We start from the raw sequence: 25,453 nt of genomic DNA, 5'->3' as shown, positions 1-25,453 counted from the left end.
GCTTTTTTATTTGGTGCGGGGCAAGTTGCGCCGCTACACTATCACCAGATTGATTTTTGCCTTATCCGAAACTGGAAAAGCATGGAAACGAAAAAAAATAATAGCGAATACATTCCTGAGTTTGATAAATCCTTTCGCCACCCGCGCTACTGGGGTGCATGGCTGGGCGTAGCAGCGATGGCGGGTATCGCTTTAACGCCACCAAAGTTCCGTGATCCCATTCTGGCACGGCTGGGACGTTTTGCCGGACGACTGGGAAAAAGCTCACGCCGTCGTGCGTTAATCAATCTGTCGCTCTGCTTTCCAGAACGTAGTGAAGCTGAACGCGAAGCGATTGTTGATGAGATGTTTGCCACTGCGCCGCAAGCGATGGCAATGATGGCTGAGTTGGCAATACGCGGGCCGGAGAAAATTCAGCCGCGCGTTGACTGGCAAGGGCTGGAGATCATCGAAGAGATGCGGCGTAATAACGAGAAAGTGATTTTTCTGGTGCCGCACGGTTGGGCCGTCGATATCCCGGCCATGCTGATGGCCTCGCAAGGGCAGAAAATGGCAGCGATGTTCCATAATCAGGGCAACCCGGTTTTTGATTATGTCTGGAACACGGTGCGTCGTCGCTTTGGCGGTCGTCTGCATGCGAGAAATGATGGTATTAAGCCTTTCATCCAGTCGGTACGTCAGGGCTACTGGGGATATTATTTACCCGATCAGGATCATGGCCCCGAGCACAGTGAGTTTGTTGATTTCTTTGCCACCTATAAAGCGACGTTGCCCGCGATTGGTCGATTGATGAAAGTGTGCCGTGCGCGCGTTGTACCGCTGTTTCCAATTTATGATGGCAAGACGCATCGTCTGACGATTCAGGTGCGCCCACCGATGGATGATCTGTTAGAGGCGGATGACCATACGATTGCGCGGCGGATGAATGAAGAAGTCGAGATTTTTGTTGGTCCGCGACCAGAACAATACACCTGGATATTAAAATTGCTGAAAACTCGCAAACCGGGCGAAATCCAACCGTATAAGCGCAAAGATCTTTATCCCATCAAATAAAAAAAGCCTCTCGCGAGGAGAGGCTTCCGCCGTGTGATAAGTTCAAGTTTGCTTCAGAAGATTCGAAATCTGTTGAACTATCATTGAACTGTAGGCCGGATGAGGCGTTTTCGCCGCATCCGGCAACGTACTTACTCTACCGTTAAAATACGCGTGGTATTAGTAGAACCCACGGTACTCATCACGTCGCCCTGGGTGACAATCACCAGGTCACCAGACATCAAGTAACCTTTATCGCGCAGCAGATTAACCGCTTCGCTGGCAGCTGCTACGCCGTCATTAGCGCTATCAAAGTGCACCGGCGTAACGCCGCGATAGAGAGCAGTCAGATTCAGCGTACGTTCATGGCGCGACATAGCGAAAATCGGCAGACCGGAGCTGATACGGGAGGTCATCAGAGCGGTACGACCCGATTCGGTCATAGTGATGATCGCCGTAACGCCTTTCAGGTGGTTAGCCGCGTACATTGCTGACATGGCGATAGCTTCTTCCACATTGTCGAACTGAACGTCCAGACGATGTTTAGAAACGTTGATGCTCGGGATTTTTTCCGCACCCAGGCAAACACGCGCCATGGCTGCAACGGTTTCTGAAGGATACTGACCAGCAGCAGTTTCTGCAGACAGCATCACAGCGTCAGTACCATCCAGAACGGCGTTTGCTACGTCCATGACTTCTGCACGCGTCGGCATCGGGTTAGTAATCATTGACTCCATCATCTGGGTCGCAGTGATTGCTGCGCGGTTTAGTTGACGTGCACGACGGATCAACGCTTTCTGAATGCCGACCAGTTCCGGATCGCCAATTTCCACACCGAGGTCTCCGCGAGCAACCATTACCACGTCAGAGGCGAGGATGATGTCATCCATTGCATCCTGGCTGCAAACGGCTTCCGCACGTTCAACTTTGGCGACAATTTTTGCATCACAACCTGCGTCGCGAGCCAGGCGGCGTGCATAGTTCAGATCTTCGCCGCAGCGCGGGAAGGAAACAGCCAGGTAATCTACGCCAATCAACGCTGCAGTCTTAATGTCTGCTTTGTCTTTTTCGGTCAGCGCTTCAGCCGACAAACCACCGCCGAGTTTGTTGATACCTTTATTGTTGGAGAGCGGACCGCCGACGGTCACTTCGGTGAATACTTTCATGCCTTGAACTTCCAGTACTTTTAACTGGACGCGACCATCGTCCAGCAGCAGGATGTCACCAGGCACGACGTCAGCAGGCAGGCCTTTGTAGTCGATACCGACTTTTTCTTTATCGCCTTCACCTTTACCCAGGTTGGCGTCGAGCAGGAATTTATCCCCAATATTGAGGAAAACTTTGCCTTCTTTAAAGGTGGATACACGGATTTTGGGCCCCTGGAGGTCACCCAGAATAGCCACATGACGCCCCAGTTTTGCGGCAATTTCACGAACTTTATCCGCGCGCATTTTGTGATCTTCAGGAGAGCCGTGAGAAAAGTTCATACGTACAACGTTTGCACCCGCAGCGATAACTTTCTCAAGGTTATTATCGCGATCTGTTGCTGGGCCTAACGTGGTAACGATTTTTGTTCTGCGAAGCCTTCTGGACATGTAATACTCCGTTGACTGAAACAACCAGGTGTTGCTTGAACATGAAATCCGAATGAAATAACGCCGTTATGGCGATAAAGTAATCTCATTCGGATGTCGTATAAGATTAGAACAGTGACAGTCGTTTTTACCGATCGTCACTTAAATTAAGTAACTGCTTATCAAAACGCGATTCCTTCAGCGCTTCCTTGACCCGCTTCAAGTTATCTCTGAATTTTGCACCGCGTCGCAAAGTAAAACCTGTTGCCAGCACATCTATCACGGTCAGCTGTGCAAGTCGAGAAACCATGGGCATATAAATGTCAGTATCTTCCGGTACATCGAGGGTAATTGCCAGCGTTGCTTCCCGGGCGAGCGGGGTACCCGCAGAGGTGAGGGCAATCACCATGGCGTCGTTTTCGCGTGCCAACTGCGCCAACTCGACCAGATTTTTTGTTCTTCCAGTGTGAGAAATCAGCACCACCACGTCTCCGTCGCTACAATTCATACAACTCATGCGTTGCAGCACGATATCATCGGAGTACACCACCGGAACATTAAAACGAAAGAACTTATTCATCGCATCGTGGGCAACGGCGGCAGAAGAGCCTAATCCAAAAAACGCGATTTTTTTGGCCTGAGTGAGCAAGTCGACGGCGCGGTTGACGGCAGATTTATCCAGTGAATGACGGACATGATCGAGCGTCGCCATTGCCGACTCAAATATTTTCCCCGTGTATGATTCAACGCTGTCATCTTCATTGACGTTGCGATTAACATAGGGGGTGCCATTCGCCAGACTTTGTGCCAGATGCAGTTTAAAATCAGGAAAACCGCGCGTGTCCATACTGCGACAGAAACGATTCACCGTCGGTTCACTAACATTGGCCTCCAGCGCCAGAGCAGCAATACTCGAATGGATCGCGTTATCGGGCGAAGCCAGAATGACCTCGGCAACTTTGCGCTCTGATTTGCTCAAATGTTCCAGCTGAGACTGGATTTTTTCCAGCATATTCATGATGTAAAGAGACTCACGGGTAATGACGATTTCCGCACTGAAAGAAATCGAAATGCAGTTTTGTCAGATATTACGCCTGTGTGCTGTGTTAATGACAAAAGCAGATAAAAAAGTTGTTATTTTTTTTCATAACATGATCAGTGTCAGATTTTTACCCAATGGAAAACGATGATTTTTTTATCAGTTTTGCCGCACTTTGCGCGCTTTTACTGTAATCGCACGGGTGGATAAGCGTTTACAGTTTTCGCAAGCTCGTAAAAGCAGTACAGTGCACCGTAAGAAAATTACAAGTATACCCTGGCTTAAGTACCGGGTTAGTTAACTTAAGGAGAATGACATGGCGGTAACGCAAACAGCCCAGGCCTGTGACCTGGTCATTTTCGGCGCGAAAGGCGACCTTGCGCGTCGTAAATTGCTGCCTTCCCTGTATCAACTGGAAAAAGCCGGTCAGCTCAACCCGGACACCCGGATTATCGGCGTAGGGCGTGCTGACTGGGATAAAGCGGCATATACCAAAGTTGTCCGCGAGGCACTCGAAACTTTCATGAAAGAAACCATTGATGAAGGTTTATGGGACACCCTGAGTGCACGTCTGGATTTTTGTAATCTCGATGTCAATGACACAGCTGCATTCAGCCGTCTCGGCGCGATGCTGGATCAAAAAAATCGTATCACCATTAACTACTTTGCCATGCCGCCCAGCACTTTTGGTGCAATCTGCAAAGGGCTTGGCGAGGCAAAACTGAATGCTAAACCGGCACGCGTAGTTATGGAGAAACCGCTGGGGACGTCGCTGGCGACCTCGCGGGAAATCAACGATCAAGTTGGTGAATATTTTGAGGAGTGCCAGGTATACCGTATCGACCATTACCTTGGTAAAGAAACGGTGCTGAACCTGTTGGCGCTGCGTTTTGCTAACTCTCTATTTGTGAACAACTGGGATAATCGCACCATTGACCATGTTGAGATTACCGTGGCAGAAGAAGTGGGGATCGAAGGTCGCTGGGGCTATTTTGATAAAGCCGGTCAGATGCGCGACATGATCCAGAATCACCTGCTACAAATTCTCTGCATGATTGCGATGTCTCCACCGTCTGATCTGAGTGCAGACAGTATCCGCGATGAAAAAGTGAAAGTACTGAAGTCTCTGCGCCGCATCGATCGCTCCAACGTACGCGAAAAAACCGTCCGTGGGCAATACACAGCGGGCTTCGCCCAGGGCAAAAAAGTTCCGGGCTACCTGGAAGAAGAGGGCGCGAACAAGAGCAGCAATACAGAAACCTTCGTGGCGATCCGCGTCGATATCGACAACTGGCGCTGGGCCGGTGTGCCATTCTACCTGCGTACTGGTAAACGCCTGCCGACCAAATGCTCTGAAGTTGTGGTCTATTTCAAAACACCTGAACTGAATCTGTTCAAAGAGTCGTGGCAGGATTTGCCTCAGAATAAACTGACTATCCGTCTACAACCTGATGAAGGCGTGGATATCCAGGTACTGAATAAAGTTCCTGGCCTTGACCACAAACATAACCTGCAAATCACCAAGCTGGACTTGAGCTATTCAGAAACCTTTAATCAGACGCATTTAGCAGATGCCTATGAACGTCTGCTGCTGGAAACCATGCGTGGTATTCAGGCACTGTTTGTACGTCGTGATGAAGTAGAAGAAGCCTGGAAATGGGTGGACTCCATTACTGAGGCGTGGGCGATGGACAATGATGCGCCGAAACCCTATCAGGCCGGAACCTGGGGACCGGTTGCCTCGGTGGCGATGATTACTCGTGATGGCCGTTCCTGGAATGAGTTTGAGTAATATCTGCACTCATCCTTTATGGTTATTTTACCGGTAACATGATCTTGCACAGATTGTAGAACAATTTTTACACTTTCAGGCCTCGTGTGGATTCACCCACGAGGCTTTTTTTATTACACTGACTGAAACGTTTTTGCCCTATGAGCTCCGGTTACAGGCGTTTCAGTCATAAATCCTCTGAATGAAACGCGTTGTGAATCATCCTGCTCTGACAACTCAATTTCAGGAGCCTTTATGAATCCACAATTGTTACGCGTAACAAATCGAATCATTGAACGTTCGCGCGAGACTCGCTCTGCTTACCTCGCCCGGATAGAACAAGCGAAAACTTCGACCGTTCATCGTTCGCAGTTGGCATGTGGTAACCTGGCACACGGTTTCGCTGCCTGCCAGCCAGAAGACAAAGCCTCTTTGAAAAGCATGTTGCGTAACAATATCGCCATCATCACTTCCTATAACGACATGCTCTCCGCACACCAGCCTTATGAACACTATCCAGAAATCATTCGTAAAGCCCTGCATGAAGCGAATGCGGTTGGTCAGGTTGCGGGCGGTGTTCCGGCGATGTGTGATGGTGTCACCCAGGGGCAGGATGGAATGGAATTGTCGCTGTTAAGCCGCGAAGTGATTGCGATGTCTGCGGCGGTGGGGCTGTCCCATAACATGTTTGATGGTGCGCTGTTCCTCGGTGTGTGCGACAAGATTGTTCCGGGTCTGACGATGGCAGCCCTGTCGTTTGGGCATTTGCCTGCGGTGTTTGTGCCGTCAGGTCCGATGGCAAGCGGTTTGCCAAATAAAGAAAAAGTGCGTATTCGCCAGCTTTATGCTGAAGGTAAAGTGGACCGCATGGCGCTGCTGGAGTCAGAAGCTGCGTCTTATCATGCTCCAGGGACATGTACTTTCTACGGTACCGCCAATACGAATCAGATGGTGGTGGAGTTTATGGGGATGCAGTTGCCGGGCTCTTCTTTTGTTCATCCGGACTCCCCGCTGCGCGATGCTTTGACCGCTGCAGCTGCGCGCCAGGTTACACGCATGACCGGCAATGGTAATGAATGGATGCCGATCGGTAAGATGATCGATGAGAAAGTGGTGGTGAACGGTATTGTTGCACTGCTGGCGACCGGTGGTTCCACTAACCACACCATGCACCTGGTGGCGATGGCGCGCGCGGCTGGTATTCAGATTAACTGGGATGACTTCTCTGACCTTTCTGATGTTGTACCGCTGATGGCACGTCTCTACCCGAACGGTCCGGCCGATATTAACCACTTCCAGGCGGCAGGTGGCGTACCGGTTCTGGTGCGTGAACTGCTCAAAGCAGGCCTGCTGCATGAAGATGTCAATACGGTGGCAGGCTTTGGTCTGTCTCGTTATACCCTTGAACCATGGCTGAATAATGGTGAACTGGACTGGCGGGAAGGGGCGGAAAAATCACTCGACAGCAATGTGATCGCTTCCTTCGAACAACCTTTCTCTCATCATGGTGGGACAAAAGTGTTAAGCGGTAACCTGGGCCGCGCGGTTATGAAAACCTCTGCCGTGCCGGTTGAGAACCAGGTGATTGAAGCGCCTGCGGTTGTTTTTGAAAGCCAGCATGACGTTATGCCGGCCTTTGAAGCGGGTTTGCTGGACCGTGATTGTGTCGTTGTTGTCCGTCATCAGGGGCCAAAAGCGAACGGAATGCCAGAATTACATAAACTCATGCCGCCACTTGGTGTATTATTGGACCGGTGTTTCAAAATTGCGTTAGTTACCGATGGACGACTCTCCGGCGCTTCAGGTAAAGTGCCGTCAGCTATCCACGTAACACCAGAAGCCTACGATGGCGGGCTGCTGGCAAAAGTGCGCGACGGGGACATCATTCGTGTGAATGGACAGACAGGCGAACTGACGCTGCTGGTAGACGAAGCGGAACTGGCTGCTCGCGAACCACACATTCCTGACCTGAGCGCGTCACGCGTGGGAACAGGACGTGAATTATTCAGCGCCTTGCGCGAAAAACTGTCCGGTGCCGAACAGGGCGCAACCTGTATCACTTTTTAAGACGACAAATTTGTAATCAGGCGAGAGAAAACTCTGATGAAAAACTGGAAAACAAGTGCAGAATCAATCCTCACCACCGGCCCGGTTGTACCGGTTATCGTGGTAAAAAAACTGGAACACGCGGTGCCGATGGCAAAAGCGTTGGTTTCTGGTGGGGTGCGCGTTCTGGAAGTGACTCTGCGTACCGAGTGTGCAGTTGACGCTATCCGTGCTATCGCCAAAGAAGTGCCTGAAGCGATTGTGGGTGCCGGTACGGTGCTGAATCCACAGCAGCTTGCAGAAGTCACCGAAGCGGGTGCACAGTTCGCAATTAGCCCGGGTCTTACCGAGCCGCTGCTGAAAGCTGCTACCGAAGGGACTATTCCTCTGATTCCGGGGATCAGCACTGTTTCCGAACTGATGCTGGGTATGGACTACGGTTTGAAAGAGTTCAAATTCTTCCCGGCTGAAGCTAACGGCGGCGTGAAAGCCCTGCAGGCGATCGCGGGTCCGTTCTCCCAGGTCCGTTTCTGCCCGACAGGTGGTATTTCTCCGGCTAACTACCGTGACTACCTGGCGCTGAAAAGCGTGCTCTGCATCGGTGGTTCCTGGCTGGTTCCGGCAGATGCGCTGGAAGCGGGCGATTACGACCGCATTACTAAGCTGGCGCGTGAAGCTGTAGAAGGCGCTAAGCTATAAAAGTCAAAATGCCCGATCGTGAATCGGGCATTTTTGTAGCGTTTTTCGCCGGGGTTAAGCTTGTACTTTTACCTGTGCTGCGGCGTGCTTTGCGCGCTCAATCGCTTCATCAACACTCTCAGCGGTCGCCAGCGCTACACCCAGACGACGGCTGCCATCAATTTCCGGCTTACCAAATAAACGAATCTGCAAACCTGCCCCTACGGCATTCTGCACATTATCAAACGTGACATTCTGACTGGTCAGTTGTGGCAGGATAACGGCAGAAGCTGCAGGGCCATACTGGCGGATCCCGCCAACCGGAAGTCCGAGGAAAGCACGCACATGCAGGGCAAATTCCGAGAGATCCTGAGAAATTAACGTCACCATCCCGGTGTCATGCGGGCGAGGGGAGACCTCACTGAAAATCACCTCATCACCACAGACAAACAGCTCGACACCAAACAGACCATAACCGCCCAGTGCCAGTACTACTTTGCGGGCAATCTCCTGCGCACGTTTCAGAGCCAGCTGACTCATTTGCTGCGGTTGCCAGGATTCACGATAGTCGCCATCTTCCTGGCGATGACCTACCGGTGCACAGAAATGGACGCCATCCACTGCGCTGACGGTTAGCAGGGTAATTTCGAAGTCAAACTTAACGACGCCTTCAACAATCACGCGGCCCGCTCCGGCGCGTCCACCTTGCTGAGCGTATTCCCACGCATGTGTAAGCTGCTCGGCGGAACGAATAAACGTCTGCCCTTTGCCGGAAGAGCTCATTACCGGTTTAACTATGCAGGGATAGCCAATAGCGGCAACTGCTTCGCGGAAAAGACTTTCACTATCGGCAAAACGATAAGTTGAAGTGGGTAGCTGCAGTTCTTCTGCCGCCAGGCGACGGATACCCTCGCGATTCATCGTTAATTTCGTTGCGCGAGCGCAGGGGACAACATTCCGTCCTTCCTTTTCAAGCTGGATCAGCATATCGGTGGCAATAGCTTCGATCTCCGGCACGATATAATGTGGTTTTTCCAGTTCAACCACACGGCGTAATGCATCACCATCAAGCATATTAATGACATGGGAGCGATGCGCGACATGCATGGCTGGTGCGTCGGCATAGCGATCGACGGCAATCACCTCGACACCGAGACGCTGACACTCGATGGCCACTTCTTTACCCAGTTCACCGGAGCCTAATAACATCACGCGAGTTGCTGCCGGACGCAGCGCAGTGCCTAATAACGTCATAACGAATATCCCCTGATTAATTCCGCGCGCAGTATAAACGAAAACGTTTGCGCGTGTCTTTATTGTTGATGTTGATTTCCCAATCGAGAAGAAATATACTGTATAAAATCACAGTTATTATGAGAGGCTGCAAATGGCGGTTGAAGTTAAATACGTAGTCATTCGTGAGGGCGAAGAGAAAATGTCGTTTACCAGCAAAAAGGAAGCCGATGCTTATGACAAAATGCTTGATACGGCGGATCTGCTTGACACCTGGCTGACAAATTCTCCAGTGCAAATGGAAGACGAGCAACGTGAAGCCCTTTCGCTATGGCTGGCAGAACAAAAAGATGTGCTGAGCACCATTCTGAAAACCGGCAAATTACCGTCCCCACAGGTCGTCGGTGCTGAATCCGAAGAGGAAGATACCTCACACGCGGCCTAAAGCAACTTGCGCTCCTGACAATTTGTACCATGCTTTCTCCTGAATCATTGTGCTATGGAGAAAAACATGAAAAAAAGAGGGGCGTTTTTAGGGCTGTTGTTGGTTTCTGCCTGCGCATCAGTTTTCGCTGCCAATAATGAAACCAGCAAGTCGGTCACTTTCCCAAAGTGTGAAGGTCTGGATGCTGCCGGAATTGCCGCGAGCGTAAAACGTGATTATCAACAAAATCGCGTGGCGCGCTGGGCAGATGATCAAAAAATTGTCGGTCAGGCCGATCCTGTGGCATGGGTCAGTTTGCAGGACATTCAGGGTAAAGATGATAAATGGTCAGTACCGCTAACCGTGCGTGGTAAAAGTGCCGATATTCATTACCAGGTCAGCGTGGACTGCAAAGCGGGAATGGCGGAATATCAGCGGCGTTAATGGCCTCTGATAATTCGATTGACCGTCGGCGGATGCGGCGCGAGTGCCTGGTCCGCCCTACAAGGCACCTCAATCGTAGGCCTGGGAAGACGCAACAGCGTCGCATCGGGCAATCAGCATCAAACAATGCCACTCAAAACGTCAAATTACGTTCACCTAAAATACCCTTATCACCTGATATACAGTGAACACCTTACCTGGCGCGAATTTCTTTGAATAACGGCCTGCCGACCCGCTTATTTGCGCATCTTTTGTCTCGATATACATTTTCTGACATCCTCATCCGCTATGCTACAGGCACTAAAAATGGTTATTGAGGAGCAAATATGGCTAACTGGTTAAATCAACTGCAATCCCTGCTTGGGCAAAGCAGTTCTTCTACCTCCTCGTCTGCGGATCAGGGATTGGGCAAACTTTTAGTGCCTGGCGCATTAGGCGGACTGGCTGGGCTGCTGGTCGCAAATAAATCAGCACGTAAACTTCTTACGAAATATGGCACCAACGCGTTGCTGCTTGGCGGCGGAGCGGTAGCGGGTACGGTGCTGTGGAATAAATACAAAGATAAAATTCGCGCGGCGCATCAGGACGAACCGCAGTTTGGCGCGCAAAGTACGCCGCTGGATGAGCGTACGGCACGTTTGATCCTTGCGCTGGTCTTTGCCGCTAAAAGTGATGGTCATATTGATGCCAAAGAACGTGCGGCAATCGACCAGCAATTGCGTGAAGCCGGCGTGGAAGAGCAGGGGCGTGTACTCATTGAGCAGGCAATAGAACAACCGCTGGATCCACAACGCCTGGCTACCGGGGTTCGTAATGAAGAAGAGGCGCTGGAAATCTATTTCCTGAGCTGCGCGGCTATTGATATTGACCATTTTATGGAACGCAGTTACCTGAATGCCCTGGGTGACGCGCTGAAAATCCCCCAGGATGTTCGTGAAGGTATTGAACGCGATCTCGAACAGCAAAAACGTACTTTGGCGGAATAATTCCGCTCTCTGGATAGCCTGAAGTTGACTATTTCGGGCTATCCAGAACCGCACAGCCATTTGAGCAGGCTGATTTTCTCTGTCTGCATAACATTCGATATCCGCGCCATTACCTGTCATCATCTAAGCAATGACTCCCCTGTTTCGCTTGCATCCCCGGTGAGTTTTGCCACCCTTATAAGATGTTTCAACCAGAAAGAACAATAACATGCTACCAAAAGCCGCTCGCATTCCCCACGCCATGACGCTTCATGGCGATACGCGCATCGATAATTACTACTGGCTGCGGGACGATACGCGTTCTCAGCCGGAAGTCCTGGACTACCTGCAGCAAGAAAATAGTTACGGTCATCGGGTGATGGCCTCGCAACAAGCCTTACAGGATCGCATCTTAAAGGAAATCATCGACCGCATTCCGCAAAGAGAAGTTTCTGCTCCCTACATCAAAAATGGCTACCGCTATCGGCATATTTATGAACCAGGCTGTGAATATGCTATCTACCAGCGTCAATCGGTGTTCAGCGAAGAGTGGGATGAGTGGGAAACATTGCTCGATGCCAACAAGCGCGCGGCACACAGTGAGTTTTATTCGATGGGCGGAATGGCGATTACGCCCGATAACACCATTATGGCACTGGCAGAAGATTTTCTTTCCCGACGCCAGTACGGCATTCGTTTTCGTAATCTGGAAACAGGTAACTGGTATCCGGAACTGCTGGATAACGTTGAACCCAGCTTTGTCTGGGCGAATGACTCCTGGACGTTTTACTACGTACGTAAGCATCCGGTGACACTGCTGCCTTATCAGGTCTGGCGTCACGCCATCGGTACGCCGGCATCGCACGATAAACTGATTTACGAAGAAAAAGACGATACCTATTACGTCAGCCTGCATAAAACGACCTCGAAGCACTATGTAGTCATTCATCTGGCCAGCGCCACCACCAGTGAAGTTCGCCTGCTGGACGCGGAAATGGCCGATGCTGAGCCGTTTGTTTTTCTGCCACGCCGCAAAGATCACGAATACAGCCTTGATCACTACCAGCAGCGGTTTTATCTGCGTTCCAACCGAAATGGTAAAAACTTTGGCTTATACCGTACCCGTATGCGTGATGAACAACAGTGGGAAGAGTTAATTCCGCCACGCGATAACATTATGCTGGAAGGGTTTACGCTGTTTACCGACTGGCTGGTGGTTGAAGAGCGTCAGCGCGGGTTAACCAGTTTGCGCCAAATCAACCGCAAGACCCGGGAAGTCATTGGCATTGCATTTGATGATCCGGCCTATGTGACCTGGATTGCCTACAATCCAGAACCTGAAACCGCTCGATTGCGTTATGGTTATTCTTCCATGACCACACCAGATACTTTGTTTGAACTGGATATGGATACCGGTGAGCGTCGTGTATTAAAACAAACGGAAGTTCCCGGTTTTGATGCGGCGAATTACCGCAGTGAACACCTGTGGATAGTCGCCCGTGATGGCGTCGAAGTCCCGGTTTCGCTGGTTTATCATCGCAAACATTTTCGCAAAGGACACAACCCGCTACTGGTGTATGGCTACGGTTCTTACGGCGCAAGTATTGATGCCGATTTCAGTTTTAGCCGCTTGAGTTTGTTGGATCGTGGATTTGTCTACGCCATTGTCCATGTTCGCGGCGGTGGTGAGCTGGGGCAACAATGGTACGAAGACGGAAAATTTCTGAAGAAGAAAAATACGTTTAATGATTATCTTGATGCCTGCGATGCATTGTTAAAACTGGGCTATGGCTCTCCTTCGCTCTGTTATGCGATGGGCGGGAGTGCGGGGGGCATGTTGATGGGCGTTGCAATTAATCAACGCCCGGAATTGTTCCACGGCGTTATCGCCCAGGTACCGTTTGTTGATGTTGTAACAACAATGCTTGATGAATCAATTCCTCTTACCACCGGCGAATTCGAAGAGTGGGGGAATCCGCAGGATCCGCAATATTACGAGTACATGAAAAGCTACAGCCCCTATGACAACGTCACCGCACAGGCTTATCCGCATTTACTGGTAACGACCGGTTTACACGATTCTCAGGTGCAATATTGGGAACCGGCAAAATGGGTCGCTAAATTGCGCGAGCTGAAAACCGATAACCATCTTTTATTGCTCTGTACCGACATGGACTCAGGCCATGGCGGTAAATCTGGTCGCTTTAAATCGTACGAAGGCGTAGCGATGGAATATGCTTTTCTGGTCGCGCTGGCGCAGGGAACATTACCCGCTACGCCAGCAGATTAAGTATTTTCCAGATAATGCTTCAGTGTTAAACGCAGTTCCGGGCTCATGCTGTCCAGGTTATTAAATAACCAGCGCAGATAGCCCGGATCGCGTTCGGCAACGTCGGAAACCGCTTTGCCACGGTATTTGCCAAAGGTGAAGGTCGTCATCAACGATGGACGTCCGGTGATATCGGCCATCTGTTCTGCCGTCCAGCCGGAGGTGTTCATAATATCGATAAGCAACGCAGCGGTGATATAACAGTCATACAACGCGCGGTGATGATGCAGGCCCGGCGGCGTCTGTACATTGAGCTTCCGTGTTTTATATAACGCCATATTGCTGTACTTGATCCCTGGCCACAGACGACGGGCCAGTTTCATAGTGCAAATCCACTCACCGGGCATCTCAGGCAGTACGCGGCGGTCAAAGCTGGCGTTGTGCGCGACATACCATTCACTACCGTAATAGTGCGGGATCACATCTTCAATCCACGGTTTATCGGCGACCATGGCTTCGGTGATGCGATGAATCGCCATCGCCTGTGGACTAATAGGACGATCGGGGCGCACCAGGTGGCTCATGGGGTTGACGATTTTTCCGTCAATGACATCAACAGAGGCAATCTCAACGATCCCTCCCTGCAAACCGCAGGTTTCTGTATCGATAATGCGCAACATGGCATGCTCCAGGCCGAAAAAGCCTAGCGTAATGGAATGATATCGCCTTGCCAACCCTGTGATGAACGCTGACCGACTAACAATAATGAACCACGATCGGCGCGAACGATGAGACGACCATGTTCATCCCATAGTGCACTGTTACCACGGGCATTTGCCATCAGCACGGCAATTGAGTACTGATGTGAAAAAAATTGTAAGCGGCGGGTCGACGCCAGCAGGTCGGGTTCCCCCAGACATTGCCCTGTCGTAAATAGTGAACAGGTCGGATCCATATCCATACCTTGCGGTTGTTCATCGACCACCGTGATGGTTCTGGAACGACGGCCCAGACATGCACCATGACTCTGATGGTAGATCCCTGGCGTTTTTCGCCACGGTGCGAACACCGCAATTCCACGAATAAAGCGATCGTTATATTCAACGGGAAGGCCGGCAATGATGGTCATTCGCCAGGTCGTTGCAGCATAACAAAGCGGGTCTAACAGCGAGAGATCGGGTGGGGCAGGAAGGGCACGTCGCGAATAATCACACCCCAGTAAAGAAAGCGATGGAAAAACTAACAGCTGACATTGTTGCCTGGCGGCGGCCCTCACAAACTCCAGATGATGAGCTACCTGTTCAGTCAGTGAGGTTGTACGAGGCTCATATTGCGCTGCTGCGACTTTCCAGAACGACATAATGACTTCCTTTTCAAAATGACTGTAAATTATGGGTGCGGTTTAGAAAATACTCATAATTTAGCAGGCGTTATGTAAGAAAGTGTAACTCTGTATAAGTTTTATTTAAGTTTGGGCTCGTAAGGTAAACGTGACAGATTGACCGAAGCCAAACGGTGGGCGATAAGCCGCTCGCGAAACCAGCTGCGCAAATGTTCAGGCTGTTCACGTTCAACCGCTTCAGCGATCACCGGCATATTGTAGCGTTCTTTAAATGCCACCCCGGCTGCCGCCAAATCGACATTCACTTTATCCATTTCTGTTTGATCCAGTTTAGCCAGATTCTTCAGCATTCTTAATCTCCTCATCATTCGCGGGCAAAAGTTACTAAGAGTGAGCCTGGATGGCAAGCCGGAATTGATGATCCTCGACTCAGACATTAGACAAGGTTATGCTCTGTAAAAAAGTTATTACAAAAAGGAATAGATAATATGACTTCAACTGCACGCTCCTTTCGCTACGCGCTGGCAATCCTGACCACTACGTTGGTGACACCTTCCGTCTGGGCACATGCGCATTTAACGCATCAGTATCCTGCGGCAAACGCGCAAGTGACAGCTGCCCCGCAGGCAATCACTTTAAACTTCTCGGAAGGCGTTGAAACAGGATTCAGTGGTGCAAAAATCACGGGGCCAAAAAACGAAAATATTAAAACATTACCGGCGAAGCGGAATGAGCAGGACCAAAAGCAACTGATTGTTCCACTGGCCGATTCGCTGAAACCCGGAACCTACACCGTTGACTGGCATGTTGTTTCGGTGGACGGGCATAAAACGAAAGGGCACTACACCTTTAGCGTGAAATAAATCATGCTGGCGTTTACCTGGATCGCGCTGCGATTTATCCATTTCACCTCGCTGATGCTGGTTTTTGGCTTCGCAATGTACGGTGCCTGGCTGGCCCCCTTAACGATTCGTCGCTTGCTGACGAAGCGTTTTCTGCGTTTACAACAGCACGCTGCCGTCTGGAGTTTGATCAGTGCCACTGCAATGCTCGCCGTTCAGGGCGGGTTGATGGGAACGGGATGGTCAGATGTATTTTCGCCAAACATTTGGCAGGCTGTTTTGCAAACGCAGTTTGGTGGCGTCTGGTTATGGCAAATTGTTCTCGCCCTCGTAACGTTGATCGTCGCCCTTATGCAACCGCGGAATATGCCACGTTTGCTGTTTATGCTCACTACCGCGCAATTTATTCTGCTGGCGGGAGTCGGGCATGCGACGCTGAATGAAGGGGTAACGGCGAAAATCCATCAGACTAATCACGCGATTCACCTGATCTGTGCGGCGGCGTGGTTTGGAGGATTACTTCCGGTGCTCTGGTGTATGCAACTCATCAAAGGCCGTTGGCGACACCAGGCTATTCAGGCGCTGATGCGTTTTTCCTGGTGCGGGCATTTTGCGGTGATCGGCGTACTGGCAAGCGGCGTGCTTAATGCATTGTTGATTACCAGATTTCCCCCCACGCTTACGACTTACTGGGGCCAACTCTTATTGCTCAAAGCCATCCTGGTGATGATTATGGTGGTCATCGCGCTGGCTAATCGTTATGTTCTTGTACCGCGCATGAGGCAGGATGAAAATCGTGCGGCTCCCTGGTTTGTGTGGATGACTAAACTCGAATGGGCGATAGGTGCGGTAGTGCTGGTGATCATCAGCCTGCTTGCGACTCTCGAACCTTTTTGATGGATTACGAAAATGATGAAAAAAAGTATTCTGGCGTTTCTGTTACTCACCAGTTCTGCAGCGGCGCTGGCGGCACCGCAGGTGATTACCGTCAGTCGTTTTGAAGTGGGTAAAGACAAATGGGCATTTAACCGCGAAGAGGTGATGCTGACATGCCGACCGGGCCATGCGTTGTATGTTATTAATCCGAGTACCCTCGTGCAGTATCCTTTGAACGATATCGCACAAAAGGAAGTCGCCAGCGGGAAGACCAATGCCCAGCCCATTTCGGTGATTCAGATTGATGATCCTAACAATCCAGGTGAAAAAATGAGTCTGGCACCGTTTATAGAGCGAGCTGAAAAACTCTGTTAATTACCTAAAATAGCCTTTTGATTTCCAATAAAAAACCGCCTCAGTTCTTTCACCAGAACAGGCGGTTTTTAACATTTAAGCTGATGACCACCACGCTTTTTATTGACCATTTTGCACGCAAACTGGAAAACCTGGCGTCGTCATCTATTCTTAAAGGGCAAGGCAACTAAGCCTGCATTAATGCCAACTTTTAGCGCACGGCTCTCTCCCAAGAGCCATTTCCCTGGACCGAATACAGGAATCGTGTTCGGTCTCTTTTTATCTGTTAAAAGCCAGAAGCATTCCCTTCGCTGACTTTATAGTCAACCATAACACACACTCTACTGTCTGAGTCCAGCGTTTTTTAACATTCTTGTTAAGATTATGTGATCTTTAGCGCGGGAGGAAAATATTGATGAAACAGCCTGCGCCCGTTTATCAGAGAATTGCGGGTCATCAATGGCGACATATCTGGCTTTCAGGTGATATACACGGATGTCTTGAGCAGTTGCGCCGCAAATTATGGCATTGTCGTTTTGATCCGTGGCGAGATTTACTTATCTCAGTGGGAGACGTTATCGATCGTGGGCCGCAAAGTTTACGCTGTCTGCAGTTACTGGATCAACGTTGGGTTCGTGCGGTAAGAGGCAATCATGAACAGATGGCGATGGATGCGCTGGCATCCCAGCAGATGTCTTTGTGGTTGATGAATGGCGGCGACTGGTTTATTGCGCTGGCAGATAATCAACAGAAACAAGCGAAAACGGCGCTGGAAAAATGTCAGTATTTGCCCTTTATTCTTGAAGTACACAGTCGCACCGGCAAACATGTTATTGCCCATGCCGATTATCCGGATGATGTTTATGAATGGCAAAAGGACGTCGATTTGCATCAGGTCTTGTGGAGCCGCTCACGATTACGTGAAGGCCAAAAAGGGCAGGGAATTACAGGTGCTGATCATTTCTGGTTTGGTCATACACCGTTGCGCCATCGCGTGGATATTGGCAACCTACATTATATTGATACCGGTGCTGTCTTTGGGGGAGAACTGACTCTTGTGCAATTGCAATAATTAAAAATCACCGTACTCCTGTGCAGGTCGCCAGAAACCATCTATAAAATCCTCAATCGGAAAACAACCGCCATGGCGGATCCGTTGATCGCTCATAGAATAAAGACACTGTTGTTCCGTGTTGTAGACATCCACAACAATATCTTCACAACCGCCATCCAGGTAGCAAACAAAAAGTACCAGCGCGAACATTTCATCCCCGAAGTGTGGTGCCGTACCGTTAAGTTTAGGAGAGATTTTACAACGGGGGAATAACCAGGACAAATAACCCGCCATGCCGACGGGTTCTTTTTGGATCAGGCAAGACGCATAATCCAGGCATCAGATTGTTGATCGTAACGGGTACGGTAAAGGACAGAGTGTTCGCCATTTAGCAGGGCAGGGATACTGGTTTCAGCATCCCAGGCATCCAGTTGCATACATAAATCGGGGTCTGATTTACAAGGAATGGTTAACGTTCGATCACCCGGCGATTCGCCGTGTAATTCGCCGTCGTCGATTTCAAAAGCGCCTATGCGCACACTGGTTTTCATCTTCGTGCTCTCCATTTAGCTGCCGGTTGTGGTACGACCAGTCCGATCGCACCATTTTTCAGCCTAGTTGAGGCAGCCGAATGTGCCAGTCAAAAAGTGCGCTTTTTTTGTGCGCTGTCAGGCGTTACCTGTAAAAAGTTTCCCGTCCCGCACCAGTTCACGCGGGTAGCTGTTTTTCAGTCGCGAACCAATCCGTTTGGCTAAACCAATCGGCTGATGCTGGAAAGTAACCAATACATCATCCGCTACTGGCGCGGCTTGCGGGTAAACATCGCGCCCGCGATACCATTCTTCCGCTTCCTGCGGTGTCAGTTCAAAAGCGTTCACATTGTCGGGGGAGGCAAGGGCAATAACCGCTTCATGCTGCCAGCGATAACCTTTATTATGTGTTTCGGCAAGTTTAATCCCCAACCGAGAAAATCGGACTTTACCGATCAAGGCTTCAATGCCCACCGGGAACAACCACAGTTCTTTGTCGCGTTGCCAGAGTCGCAGGTTTCCATCCCAGTTTAAGCCAACACTTGCAGCCGCCTGACGAATTTGACCGGCTTCGCGATCTTTCACCGGGCTAAACGGAAAATTGCCCACTTTGTATTTTGGGGCGGGTAAGACGGGGATCGCCTGAGTTTTACGCAGACGAGCAACGAAGAAGCCTTCGCAGTCGTAAATTTGTGGGAAAACATGCAAAAAGCCTTCTTCGGTCAGCGCCTTATTTGCACCAGGGAAGAGATCGCCAAGCGGTAAAAACTCTACTGCGTCGGGGTAAGTCTCTTTCAGCCACCGGCAGACGGCTTCATTTTCTTCCTGGTTTAAGGTACAGGTCGAGTAAACCAGCGTACCGCCAGGGCGTAATGCATGAAAGGCGCTGTCGATCAGTTCCCGTTGGGTAGCTGCGATTTCCTGATTGCTTTCTGGTGACCAGTTTTTTAGCGCATCGGGATCTTTACGCACCACGCCTTCACCGGAGCAGGGAGCGTCCAGCAAAATGGCATCGAACATTTCTGGCACTGCCGCACCAAATACACGGCCATCAAAATGCGTGAGCGCAACATTACGGATGCCACAGCGGCTGATATTGGCATGTAACACTTTTACCCGACTGGCGGAAAACTCATTGGCAAGGATCGCCCCTTCGTTATTCATCCGCGCGGCAATTTGCGTCGTTTTGGAGCCGGGCGCGGCAGCGACATCCATCACCCGCTGTGGTGCATTACCGTCAGCAAACAAGGCGGCGACGGGCAACATTGAACTGGCTTCCTGAATATAAAACAGGCCACTTAAATGCTCGGCGGTACTACCCAATGGCAAGGCATCTTCATCGTTGCGTTCAATCCAGAAACCTTCTTCACACCACGGAATTGGCGTAAGCGTCCAGCCATAAGGGGCGGTTAATTGCAGGAAATCAGCAACGGAGATTTTCAGCGTATTAACGCGAATACTACGGCGCAACGGGCGCTGACAGGCGGCAAGAAAATCATCAAATGAGAGCGTCGAAGGCATTGCTTCGCGCATTTGTGTCAGAAAGGCGTCCGGGAAATAAACGGTGTGTTGGGCCACGAGCATGTACCACTGGCAAAAAAACAGGCGCGCAGTTTAGCATAAACGCTCCGGCGCAGGCACGCCGGAGCAGTGGGCATTATTTGGGAAGCGCTGTTCCCCATTCACGCCACTCTTTCGGTTCACTTTCCTGCAACAGGAAGTGCTTGCCTTCCTGGGCTTTCGGTGCCAGCGGCGTACCCGGAGGCGTAGCGAAGGCGATGCCGCCACGGATAAACTGGTTAAAGGTGCCGGTTTTCACGACGCCGCCCGTCAGACCAAAGTCCAGACTGTAACCCGATGCCAACCAGAAGACGGAATTGTTACGCACCAGGTGTTGATAGCGTTTACTGATGCGCATCGCAATCATCACGCGATCTGACAATGTCCCCAGCGTCATTCCGGTAACCGTACCGACTTCCAGACCACGGAACAGCACAGGCGTACCGATGCCTAACGAACCGGCTTCCGGCGCTTCAACAATAATGCTTAAGCCATCCAGGTAACGCGAATCAGTTATGGTGGCCTCTTGTAATTCAAAGTCGCGGCGAGGATTGCCCCGGCCTGGTTCGACGTTGATATACGGCTGGAGGATAGTATCAAGATGCTCAACGCCAGCTGCCGAAATTTGCGGTGTGACCACTGAGAAGCGTGTACCACCGCGTGCAAAGGTCTGGACATATTCCGGATAGAGTACCGCCTTTGCCTGTACTTCATTGCGCGCGGTAATCAGATCCAGCGTCTGGATTTGCCCGATATCAATACCGAGATAGCGAATTGGCATCCCGACCGCCAGTTTTCCGGCATCGAAAGCGTGAAGCGTAATTTGCCCGCCAACCGCACGGGCCGCTGTTTCGGAAGCATACAGAATACGCTTGTCGCCTTTACGCTGACTGGCGCTGGCACCGCTGAGGTTATCGAAGCTAATAGCTCCCTTTAATGCTCTGGAGAGCGGGGATGCCTGTACAGTCAGACCACTACCATTTAGCTGAACTTTCGCCCCACCTTCTGCCCAGAACACGCTGTTGCTGGTCAGAAGGTTGCGATACTCCGGCTTAATATGCAGATCGATATCAAACGCGTTAGCTCGCGGACGCACAGTAATAACTTCACCAACTTCAAATTTACGGTACAGTACTACCGATCCTGCCTGCACATCTGGCAATGTCTCTGCACTCAAACTCACGGTTGTGGTGGGCAAATCGCTAAGGCTGTTCTCCAGTGCTTTTTCCAGATTGGCATACAGTGGATAGCTGGCTTTCATCTCGCCTTTATCGCCTGGCAGAATACGTATCCCGCCGTTAATCCATTCTGAGGCGCTGGCACCGAGAAATTCAACGCCATCCAGCCCCACCTTCACGTCGACACGGCTGTTGACGACAAATTTGCTATCGCCTTTTACCAGTTCGCGATGCTGAGGCTCGATGGCGACGGTAAAGGTGACGCCTTTGCTGGTGAGTTTACGATCAATAACCTGGCCTACCTGCACGCCGTGAAGAATGAGCGGCTGACCAGCATCAATGCCGTAACTTTCTGGTGCTGTCAGGGTCAGCGTCAGAACATCTGGCTCATGGAGTAGGGCTTTTTCGCCAGGAACAACAATAAACTCTTTACGTGGCTCACCGTCGCCCGGCACCAACTCGAAGGTTTTGCCGGTCAGCAAGGCACTGAGATTAGCATCGCTAAGGGATAATTTTGGATTACGTAATTCGATGCGGGTATTTTCCCGTAACAGCGTGACGACGCTGGGATCAACGGTCATTTCCCCAGTGACTTTACCACCAGGATTTAAATCCAGTTTAGTCAGCTGTCCGACTTCCAGCCCCTGATACATTAACGGCGTCGAGTCGGCGGTTAATCCGGCCCCACTCGGCAGTTCCAGTTTTATTATTACGCCACGCTGGCTGTGGGCGAGATCTTCATACAGACCAAAGGTATCTTCCGCCTCGGCAGGTTTCGACTCTTCAGGTGAATCGAAGGCAATCGCACCGTTAACCAGTGCCGCCAGACTTTCCAGTTTCACCTTCGCGCCACTGATACTGACGTTGGCATCAACGCCGGAAACGTTCCAGAAACGGCTACCTTTTTTCACCAGATCGGTAAAACGCCGCTCGATCAGGACATCAATCACCACGCCTTGCTTATTGGGATTGATGGCATAGTCGTAGACTTTACCCACCGGGATCTTACGGAAATATACCAATGAACCACTGTTCAGTGAACCGAGATCGGGGGCTTGCAGGTGGATCATCAGATCGCCATTATCCAGCCGATACTTCGGTTGGGTATCGAGTGCGACAAAGTGATCCTGCTCTTTACCTTTACCCGGCATCATGCCGATATAGTTACCCCCGACGAGGGCGTCCAGCCCGGAGACACCTGCCAACGAGGCTTTTGGCGTCACCAGCCAGAACTGTGTCTCCTCGCGCAGCGCATCTTTCATATCGGACTTGATGCTGACTTTGACTTCAATCTTACGAAGATCGTCGCTCAGGCTGATATCCTGCACTGTTCCGACCTCAACGCCCTGATAACGAACAGGTGTGCGGCCCGGGACGATACCGTCCGCCGACATAAAGTCGATGGTGACGGTATTACCCCGATCCTGATAACTGTCCCAAATCAGCCAACCGGCAATCATAAGCGCGATGAACGGCAGCAGCCAGAAAGGTGAGATACGGCGTTTATTTTTAATCTGCGCTTCAGTCGTCGAAGCGGGCGTTTCCTGACTCATGTGCATCCCAAAGTAAGCGGCTGTCCAGCCATTCCACAGCAAGAATAGTCAAAATTACCGCTGCGCCGAAATAAAACGCAGCCGGTCCCATAGTAAAAGCGAGGATCTGATCGCGATTAATTAGCGACATGGTTAAAGATATGACAAACAGGTCGAGCATCGACCAGCGACCGATCCAGGTCACCATCCGCAGTAACAGAATCCGTGTGCGTAAACCTTGCTGGCATTTAAAATGAATGCTCAACAGTAAAGTGAACATGACGATCACTTTGGTAAATGGCACCAGAATACTGGCGATAAACACGATTCCGGCGACCGCAATGTTGCTACTTGCCAGCGACATAATCCCGGAAAGAATCGTATCTTCCTGCCGGCCACCATTCAGATAAATGATAGAAATAGGTAACAGGTTGGCAGGTAACAACAACACGATTGATGCTAACAGCGCCGCCCAGCACTTTTGCAGACTATGACGGCGACGCAGGCGTAGCGGGATATGGCAACGCGGGCAGCGACCACGCTGATCGGGATAGCCGGTAAAATGGCATCCCAGGCAGACACGAAGTTTCTCGTCCCTACGCGTAGCGGGGCGCTGTGGATAAAATCGCGCCCACAGTTCCTCGACATTAAGATGTGACAACGTCACCGTGGTCAATATCACTAATGCAACAAAAGAGAACAGACCAATACCCGCCTGAATGTGCGCATAATCCTGCACCTTTATAGAAGCAACGCCAATACCGACCAGATAGATGTCCAGCATCACCCACTCTTTCAATCGCTCAAGCATCAGCAGTACCGGGCGTAGATTCATTCCCAGTCGGTTACCAAACCATAAATAAGCTATGGAGGTCACCAGAATAAGGGGGGCACCAATAACGCAAAAAAAGACCATCGCCCCCGTTATTGCATCGCCCTGTTTGGTCATTTGCCAGATGCCTTGCATGACATTGGCGTCAATACGAATACCTAACAGCCAGATATGCAACAGCGGTTCGCCCCAGGCAAACGGCATCAGCAACAGCATGGTGAATGCCATTGCTGCCAGGCGCGTTAGCGACCAGTCGCGCCCGTCACGAATTTTTGCCTGACAGCGCGGACAATAGGCACTTTGATGAGAGTTTATCTCGGGTAGGCTAAACAGCATGTCACATTGCGGGCAACGTTGGTAATCACCACGCGGCAGTTCCTCGCCAATTGCCCTCACTGTTATCTTTTTTGTCGGCGTAATTTGTGGTGTGTTAAGAGCCATGACGTGCCAAATGTAATAAGAATTAACATTAATCTTAACCCATGATGGGAATGATCTTGAGCATTAACGCATTTAATGCTTATTTTAATAGGCTGGCAGTTCCAGGTAAGACAACCAAGTGATTATATAATGAACAAAACAGAATTTTACGCGGATTTAAACCGTGACTTTAACGCGCTGATGGCGGGAGAAACCAGTTTTCTGGCAACGCTTGCTAACACCAGTGCGTTGTTATATGAGCGTCTCACTGACGTAAACTGGGCAGGTTTTTATTTACTTGAGGACGAGACGTTGGTTCTCGGACCGTTTCAGGGCAAAATTGCTTGTGTACGCATCCCCGTCGGGCGCGGTGTGTGTGGCACTGCAGTTGCCCGTAATGAAGTGCAGCGAATCGAGGATGTTCACGCTTTTGACGGACATATTGCCTGTGATGCAGCAAGTAATTCTGAAATTGTCCTGCCGCTGGTGGTGAAAAATCAGATTATTGGTGTTCTCGATATCGACAGTACCGTCTTCGGTCGCTTTACAGACGAGGACGAGCAGGGCTTACGTCAGCTTGTGGCACAGCTTGAAAAGGTGCTTGCAATGACGGATTACAAAAAATTCTTTGCGAGCGTCGCAGGATAATCAACGGATAACGTAGCATTTACTGATGGCGTCATTATAATGACGCCTGTTCATGCCTGCGCTTGTTGGCTACGTCCGTTGTAATCAGGAAATTTCATGGAAAATCAACCTAAGTTGAATAGCAGTAAAGAAGTAATCGCGTTTCTGGCCGAACGTTTTCCCCACTGTTTCAGTGCGGAAGGTGAAGCGCGTCCGCTGAAAATCGGTATTTTTCAGGATTTGGTCGATCGTGTTGCCGGGGAAATGAACCTGAGCAAAACGCAATTGCGATCCGCTTTACGTCTCTATACCTCGAGCTGGCGTTACCTTTACGGTGTTAAACCCGGCGCAACGCGTGTCGATCTTGACGGCAACCCATGCGGTGAGCTGGACGAGCAACATGTAGAGCATGCTCGCAAGCAGCTTGAAGAAGCGAAAGCACGTGTTCAAGCACAGCGTGCTGAGCAGCAAGCGAAAAAACGCGAAGCTGCCACAGCTGCTGGTGAGAAAGAAGACGCACCGCGCCGTGAACGCAAGCCACGTTCGACCACGCCACGCCGCAAAGAAGGCGCTGAGCGTAAACCACGTGCGCAAAAGCCGGTAGAGAAAGCGCCAAAAACAGCAAAAGCACCTCGCGAAGAACAGCACACCCCAGTTTCCGACATTTCAGCTCTGACTGTCGGACAAGCCCTGAAGGTGAAAGCGGGTCAAAACGCGATGGATGCCACCGTATTAGAAATCACCAAAGACGGCGTCCGCGTCCAACTGAATTCGGGTATGTCTTTGATTGTGCGCGCAGAACACCTGGTGTTCTGAAACGGAGGCCGGGCC

25 protein-coding genes are annotated in these 25,453 nt (G+C 50.6%); 14 read left to right on the top strand and 11 right to left on the bottom strand.

The genetic code is table 11. The features are described 5' to 3' along the window. Nucleotides 1-81 precede the first annotated feature (81 nt). Nucleotides 82-1,053, top strand: coding sequence for a lauroyl-Kdo(2)-lipid IV(A) myristoyltransferase (gene lpxM, locus QUE74_RS12240; RefSeq protein WP_000448381.1), 972 nt, complete (start codon nt 82-84; stop codon nt 1,051-1,053). Nucleotides 1,054-1,184: 131 nt separating this feature from the next. Here lpxM and pyk read toward each other — a convergent pair whose 3' ends face one another. Both pyk and hexR read right to left on the bottom strand, forming a co-directional pair. Continuing rightward, a complete protein-coding gene (gene pyk, locus QUE74_RS12235) occupies nt 1,185-2,627 on the bottom strand; it encodes a pyruvate kinase (RefSeq protein ID WP_286332129.1) in 1,443 nt (480 codons plus the stop codon). A gap of 127 nt (nt 2,628-2,754) precedes the next feature. Beyond that, nucleotides 2,755-3,624 (bottom strand): DNA-binding transcriptional regulator HexR, encoded by an 870-nt coding sequence (gene hexR / locus QUE74_RS12230; protein ID WP_001056701.1) that lies wholly within the window; start codon nt 3,622-3,624, stop codon nt 2,755-2,757. Between the two features lie 337 nt (nt 3,625-3,961). On the opposite strand from hexR, the gene zwf reads away from it, so the two are divergent. The 3 genes from zwf (at nt 3,962) to kdgA (ending at nt 8,161) form a co-directional block, all read left to right on the top strand. After that, on the top strand, nt 3,962-5,437 hold the full coding sequence (gene zwf / locus QUE74_RS12225; RefSeq protein ID WP_000301730.1) for a glucose-6-phosphate dehydrogenase: 1,476 nt from the start codon (nt 3,962-3,964) through the stop codon (nt 5,435-5,437). A gap of 234 nt (nt 5,438-5,671) precedes the next feature. Continuing rightward, nucleotides 5,672-7,483: a phosphogluconate dehydratase gene (gene edd, locus QUE74_RS12220; RefSeq protein ID WP_001069467.1), complete on the top strand. Its 1,812-nt coding sequence runs from the start codon at nt 5,672-5,674 to the stop codon at nt 7,481-7,483. Nucleotides 7,484-7,519: 36 nt separating this feature from the next. Continuing rightward, complete coding sequence (kdgA, locus tag QUE74_RS12215; protein ID WP_000800525.1) at nt 7,520-8,161, top strand: bifunctional 4-hydroxy-2-oxoglutarate aldolase/2-dehydro-3-deoxy-phosphogluconate aldolase; 642 nt, start codon at nt 7,520-7,522, stop codon at nt 8,159-8,161. 54 nt (nt 8,162-8,215) lie between these two features. On the opposite strand, the gene purT is transcribed toward kdgA, so the two are convergent. Further along, nucleotides 8,216-9,394, bottom strand: a complete 1,179-nt coding sequence (purT, locus tag QUE74_RS12210) for a formate-dependent phosphoribosylglycinamide formyltransferase (RefSeq protein ID WP_000173500.1) — start codon at nt 9,392-9,394, stop codon at nt 8,216-8,218. Between the two features lie 133 nt (nt 9,395-9,527). Between purT and yebG the strand changes: the two genes are divergently transcribed. The 4 genes from yebG to ptrB all read left to right on the top strand — a co-directional run bounded on the left by yebG (nt 9,528) and on the right by ptrB (nt 13,496). Beyond that, the gene (gene yebG, locus QUE74_RS12205) at nt 9,528-9,818 is read left to right on the top strand and encodes a DNA damage-inducible protein YebG (protein WP_000257741.1); all 291 of its coding nucleotides are present in this window, start codon (nt 9,528-9,530) and stop codon (nt 9,816-9,818) included. Between the two features lie 66 nt (nt 9,819-9,884). Next, entirely contained in the window at nt 9,885-10,241 is a 357-nt protein-coding gene (gene yebF, locus QUE74_RS12200; RefSeq protein WP_001295500.1) for a protein YebF, read from the top strand. A 326-nt stretch (nt 10,242-10,567) separates the two neighbouring features. Beyond that, nucleotides 10,568-11,227 carry a tellurite resistance TerB family protein gene (locus tag QUE74_RS12195; RefSeq protein ID WP_000024743.1) on the top strand — a complete coding sequence of 220 codons (660 nt, stop codon included), beginning with the start codon at nt 10,568-10,570 and terminating at the stop codon, nt 11,225-11,227. Nucleotides 11,228-11,435: 208 nt separating this feature from the next. After that, nucleotides 11,436-13,496, top strand: a complete 2,061-nt coding sequence (gene ptrB / locus QUE74_RS12190) for an oligopeptidase B (RefSeq protein ID WP_000936969.1) — start codon at nt 11,436-11,438, stop codon at nt 13,494-13,496. On the opposite strand, the gene exoX is transcribed toward ptrB, so the two are convergent. The 3 genes from exoX to holE all read right to left on the bottom strand — a co-directional run bounded on the left by exoX (nt 13,493) and on the right by holE (nt 15,167). Continuing rightward, complete coding sequence (gene exoX / locus QUE74_RS12185) at nt 13,493-14,155, bottom strand: exodeoxyribonuclease X (protein ID WP_000944256.1); 663 nt, start codon at nt 14,153-14,155, stop codon at nt 13,493-13,495. The two genes, ptrB and exoX, sit on opposite strands and share 4 nt — an antisense overlap. Before the next feature lie 23 nt (nt 14,156-14,178). Further along, nucleotides 14,179-14,835: a carbon-nitrogen hydrolase family protein YobB gene (gene yobB, locus QUE74_RS12180; protein ID WP_000011674.1), complete on the bottom strand. Its 657-nt coding sequence runs from the start codon at nt 14,833-14,835 to the stop codon at nt 14,179-14,181. A gap of 101 nt (nt 14,836-14,936) precedes the next feature. Further along, nucleotides 14,937-15,167, bottom strand: a complete 231-nt coding sequence (gene holE, locus QUE74_RS12175) for a DNA polymerase III subunit theta (protein WP_000916763.1) — start codon at nt 15,165-15,167, stop codon at nt 14,937-14,939. A gap of 138 nt (nt 15,168-15,305) precedes the next feature. Between holE and yobA the strand changes: the two genes are divergently transcribed. The 4 genes from yobA to pphA all read left to right on the top strand — a co-directional run bounded on the left by yobA (nt 15,306) and on the right by pphA (nt 17,961). Continuing rightward, the gene (gene yobA, locus QUE74_RS12170) at nt 15,306-15,680 is read left to right on the top strand and encodes a CopC domain-containing protein YobA (protein ID WP_000204695.1); all 375 of its coding nucleotides are present in this window, start codon (nt 15,306-15,308) and stop codon (nt 15,678-15,680) included. Nucleotides 15,681-15,683: 3 nt separating this feature from the next. Beyond that, nucleotides 15,684-16,556: a copper homeostasis membrane protein CopD gene (gene copD, locus QUE74_RS12165; protein ID WP_000879325.1), complete on the top strand. Its 873-nt coding sequence runs from the start codon at nt 15,684-15,686 to the stop codon at nt 16,554-16,556. Nucleotides 16,557-16,568: 12 nt separating this feature from the next. Then, complete coding sequence (locus QUE74_RS12160; RefSeq protein ID WP_000976467.1) at nt 16,569-16,910, top strand: YebY family protein; 342 nt, start codon at nt 16,569-16,571, stop codon at nt 16,908-16,910. A 394-nt stretch (nt 16,911-17,304) separates the two neighbouring features. Further along, on the top strand, nt 17,305-17,961 hold the full coding sequence (pphA, locus tag QUE74_RS12155) for a protein-serine/threonine phosphatase (protein WP_000812715.1): 657 nt from the start codon (nt 17,305-17,307) through the stop codon (nt 17,959-17,961). On the opposite strand, the gene QUE74_RS12150 is transcribed toward pphA, so the two are convergent. The 5 genes from QUE74_RS12150 to yebS form a co-directional block, all read right to left on the bottom strand. After that, the gene (locus QUE74_RS12150) at nt 17,962-18,153 is read right to left on the bottom strand and encodes a YdfD/YebW family protein (protein WP_001296140.1); all 192 of its coding nucleotides are present in this window, start codon (nt 18,151-18,153) and stop codon (nt 17,962-17,964) included. It abuts the gene before it with no gap. 104 nt (nt 18,154-18,257) lie between these two features. Then, nucleotides 18,258-18,494 (bottom strand): YebV family protein, encoded by a 237-nt coding sequence (locus QUE74_RS12145; protein WP_001295499.1) that lies wholly within the window; start codon nt 18,492-18,494, stop codon nt 18,258-18,260. Between the two features lie 117 nt (nt 18,495-18,611). Beyond that, nucleotides 18,612-20,051, bottom strand: a complete 1,440-nt coding sequence (rsmF, locus tag QUE74_RS12140) for a 16S rRNA (cytosine(1407)-C(5))-methyltransferase RsmF (RefSeq protein WP_000057031.1) — start codon at nt 20,049-20,051, stop codon at nt 18,612-18,614. 79 nt (nt 20,052-20,130) lie between these two features. Beyond that, nucleotides 20,131-22,764: a lipid-binding membrane homeostasis protein YebT gene (gene yebT, locus QUE74_RS12135; protein ID WP_001360729.1), complete on the bottom strand. Its 2,634-nt coding sequence runs from the start codon at nt 22,762-22,764 to the stop codon at nt 20,131-20,133. Continuing rightward, a complete protein-coding gene (gene yebS, locus QUE74_RS12130; RefSeq protein WP_001354731.1) occupies nt 22,733-24,016 on the bottom strand; it encodes a membrane integrity lipid transport subunit YebS in 1,284 nt (427 codons plus the stop codon). Before yebS ends, yebT begins: the two co-directional genes overlap by 32 nt. A 129-nt stretch (nt 24,017-24,145) precedes the next feature. On the opposite strand from yebS, the gene msrC reads away from it, so the two are divergent. Continuing rightward, nucleotides 24,146-24,643 (top strand): free L-methionine (R)-S-oxide reductase MsrC, encoded by a 498-nt coding sequence (msrC, locus tag QUE74_RS12125; protein WP_001043890.1) that lies wholly within the window; start codon nt 24,146-24,148, stop codon nt 24,641-24,643. A 96-nt stretch (nt 24,644-24,739) separates the two neighbouring features. Next, nucleotides 24,740-25,438, top strand: a complete 699-nt coding sequence (gene proQ / locus QUE74_RS12120; protein WP_000431384.1) for an RNA chaperone ProQ — start codon at nt 24,740-24,742, stop codon at nt 25,436-25,438. The last annotated feature ends 15 nt before the right edge of the window (nt 25,439-25,453 follow it).

The organism is Escherichia sp. 10290 (assembly GCF_030295155.1).
GTDB lineage: Bacteria > Pseudomonadota > Gammaproteobacteria > Enterobacterales > Enterobacteriaceae > Escherichia > Escherichia coli_F.
Note: the sequence above shows the minus strand (reverse complement) of the source record. Positions and strands in the feature narration are given on the sequence as shown.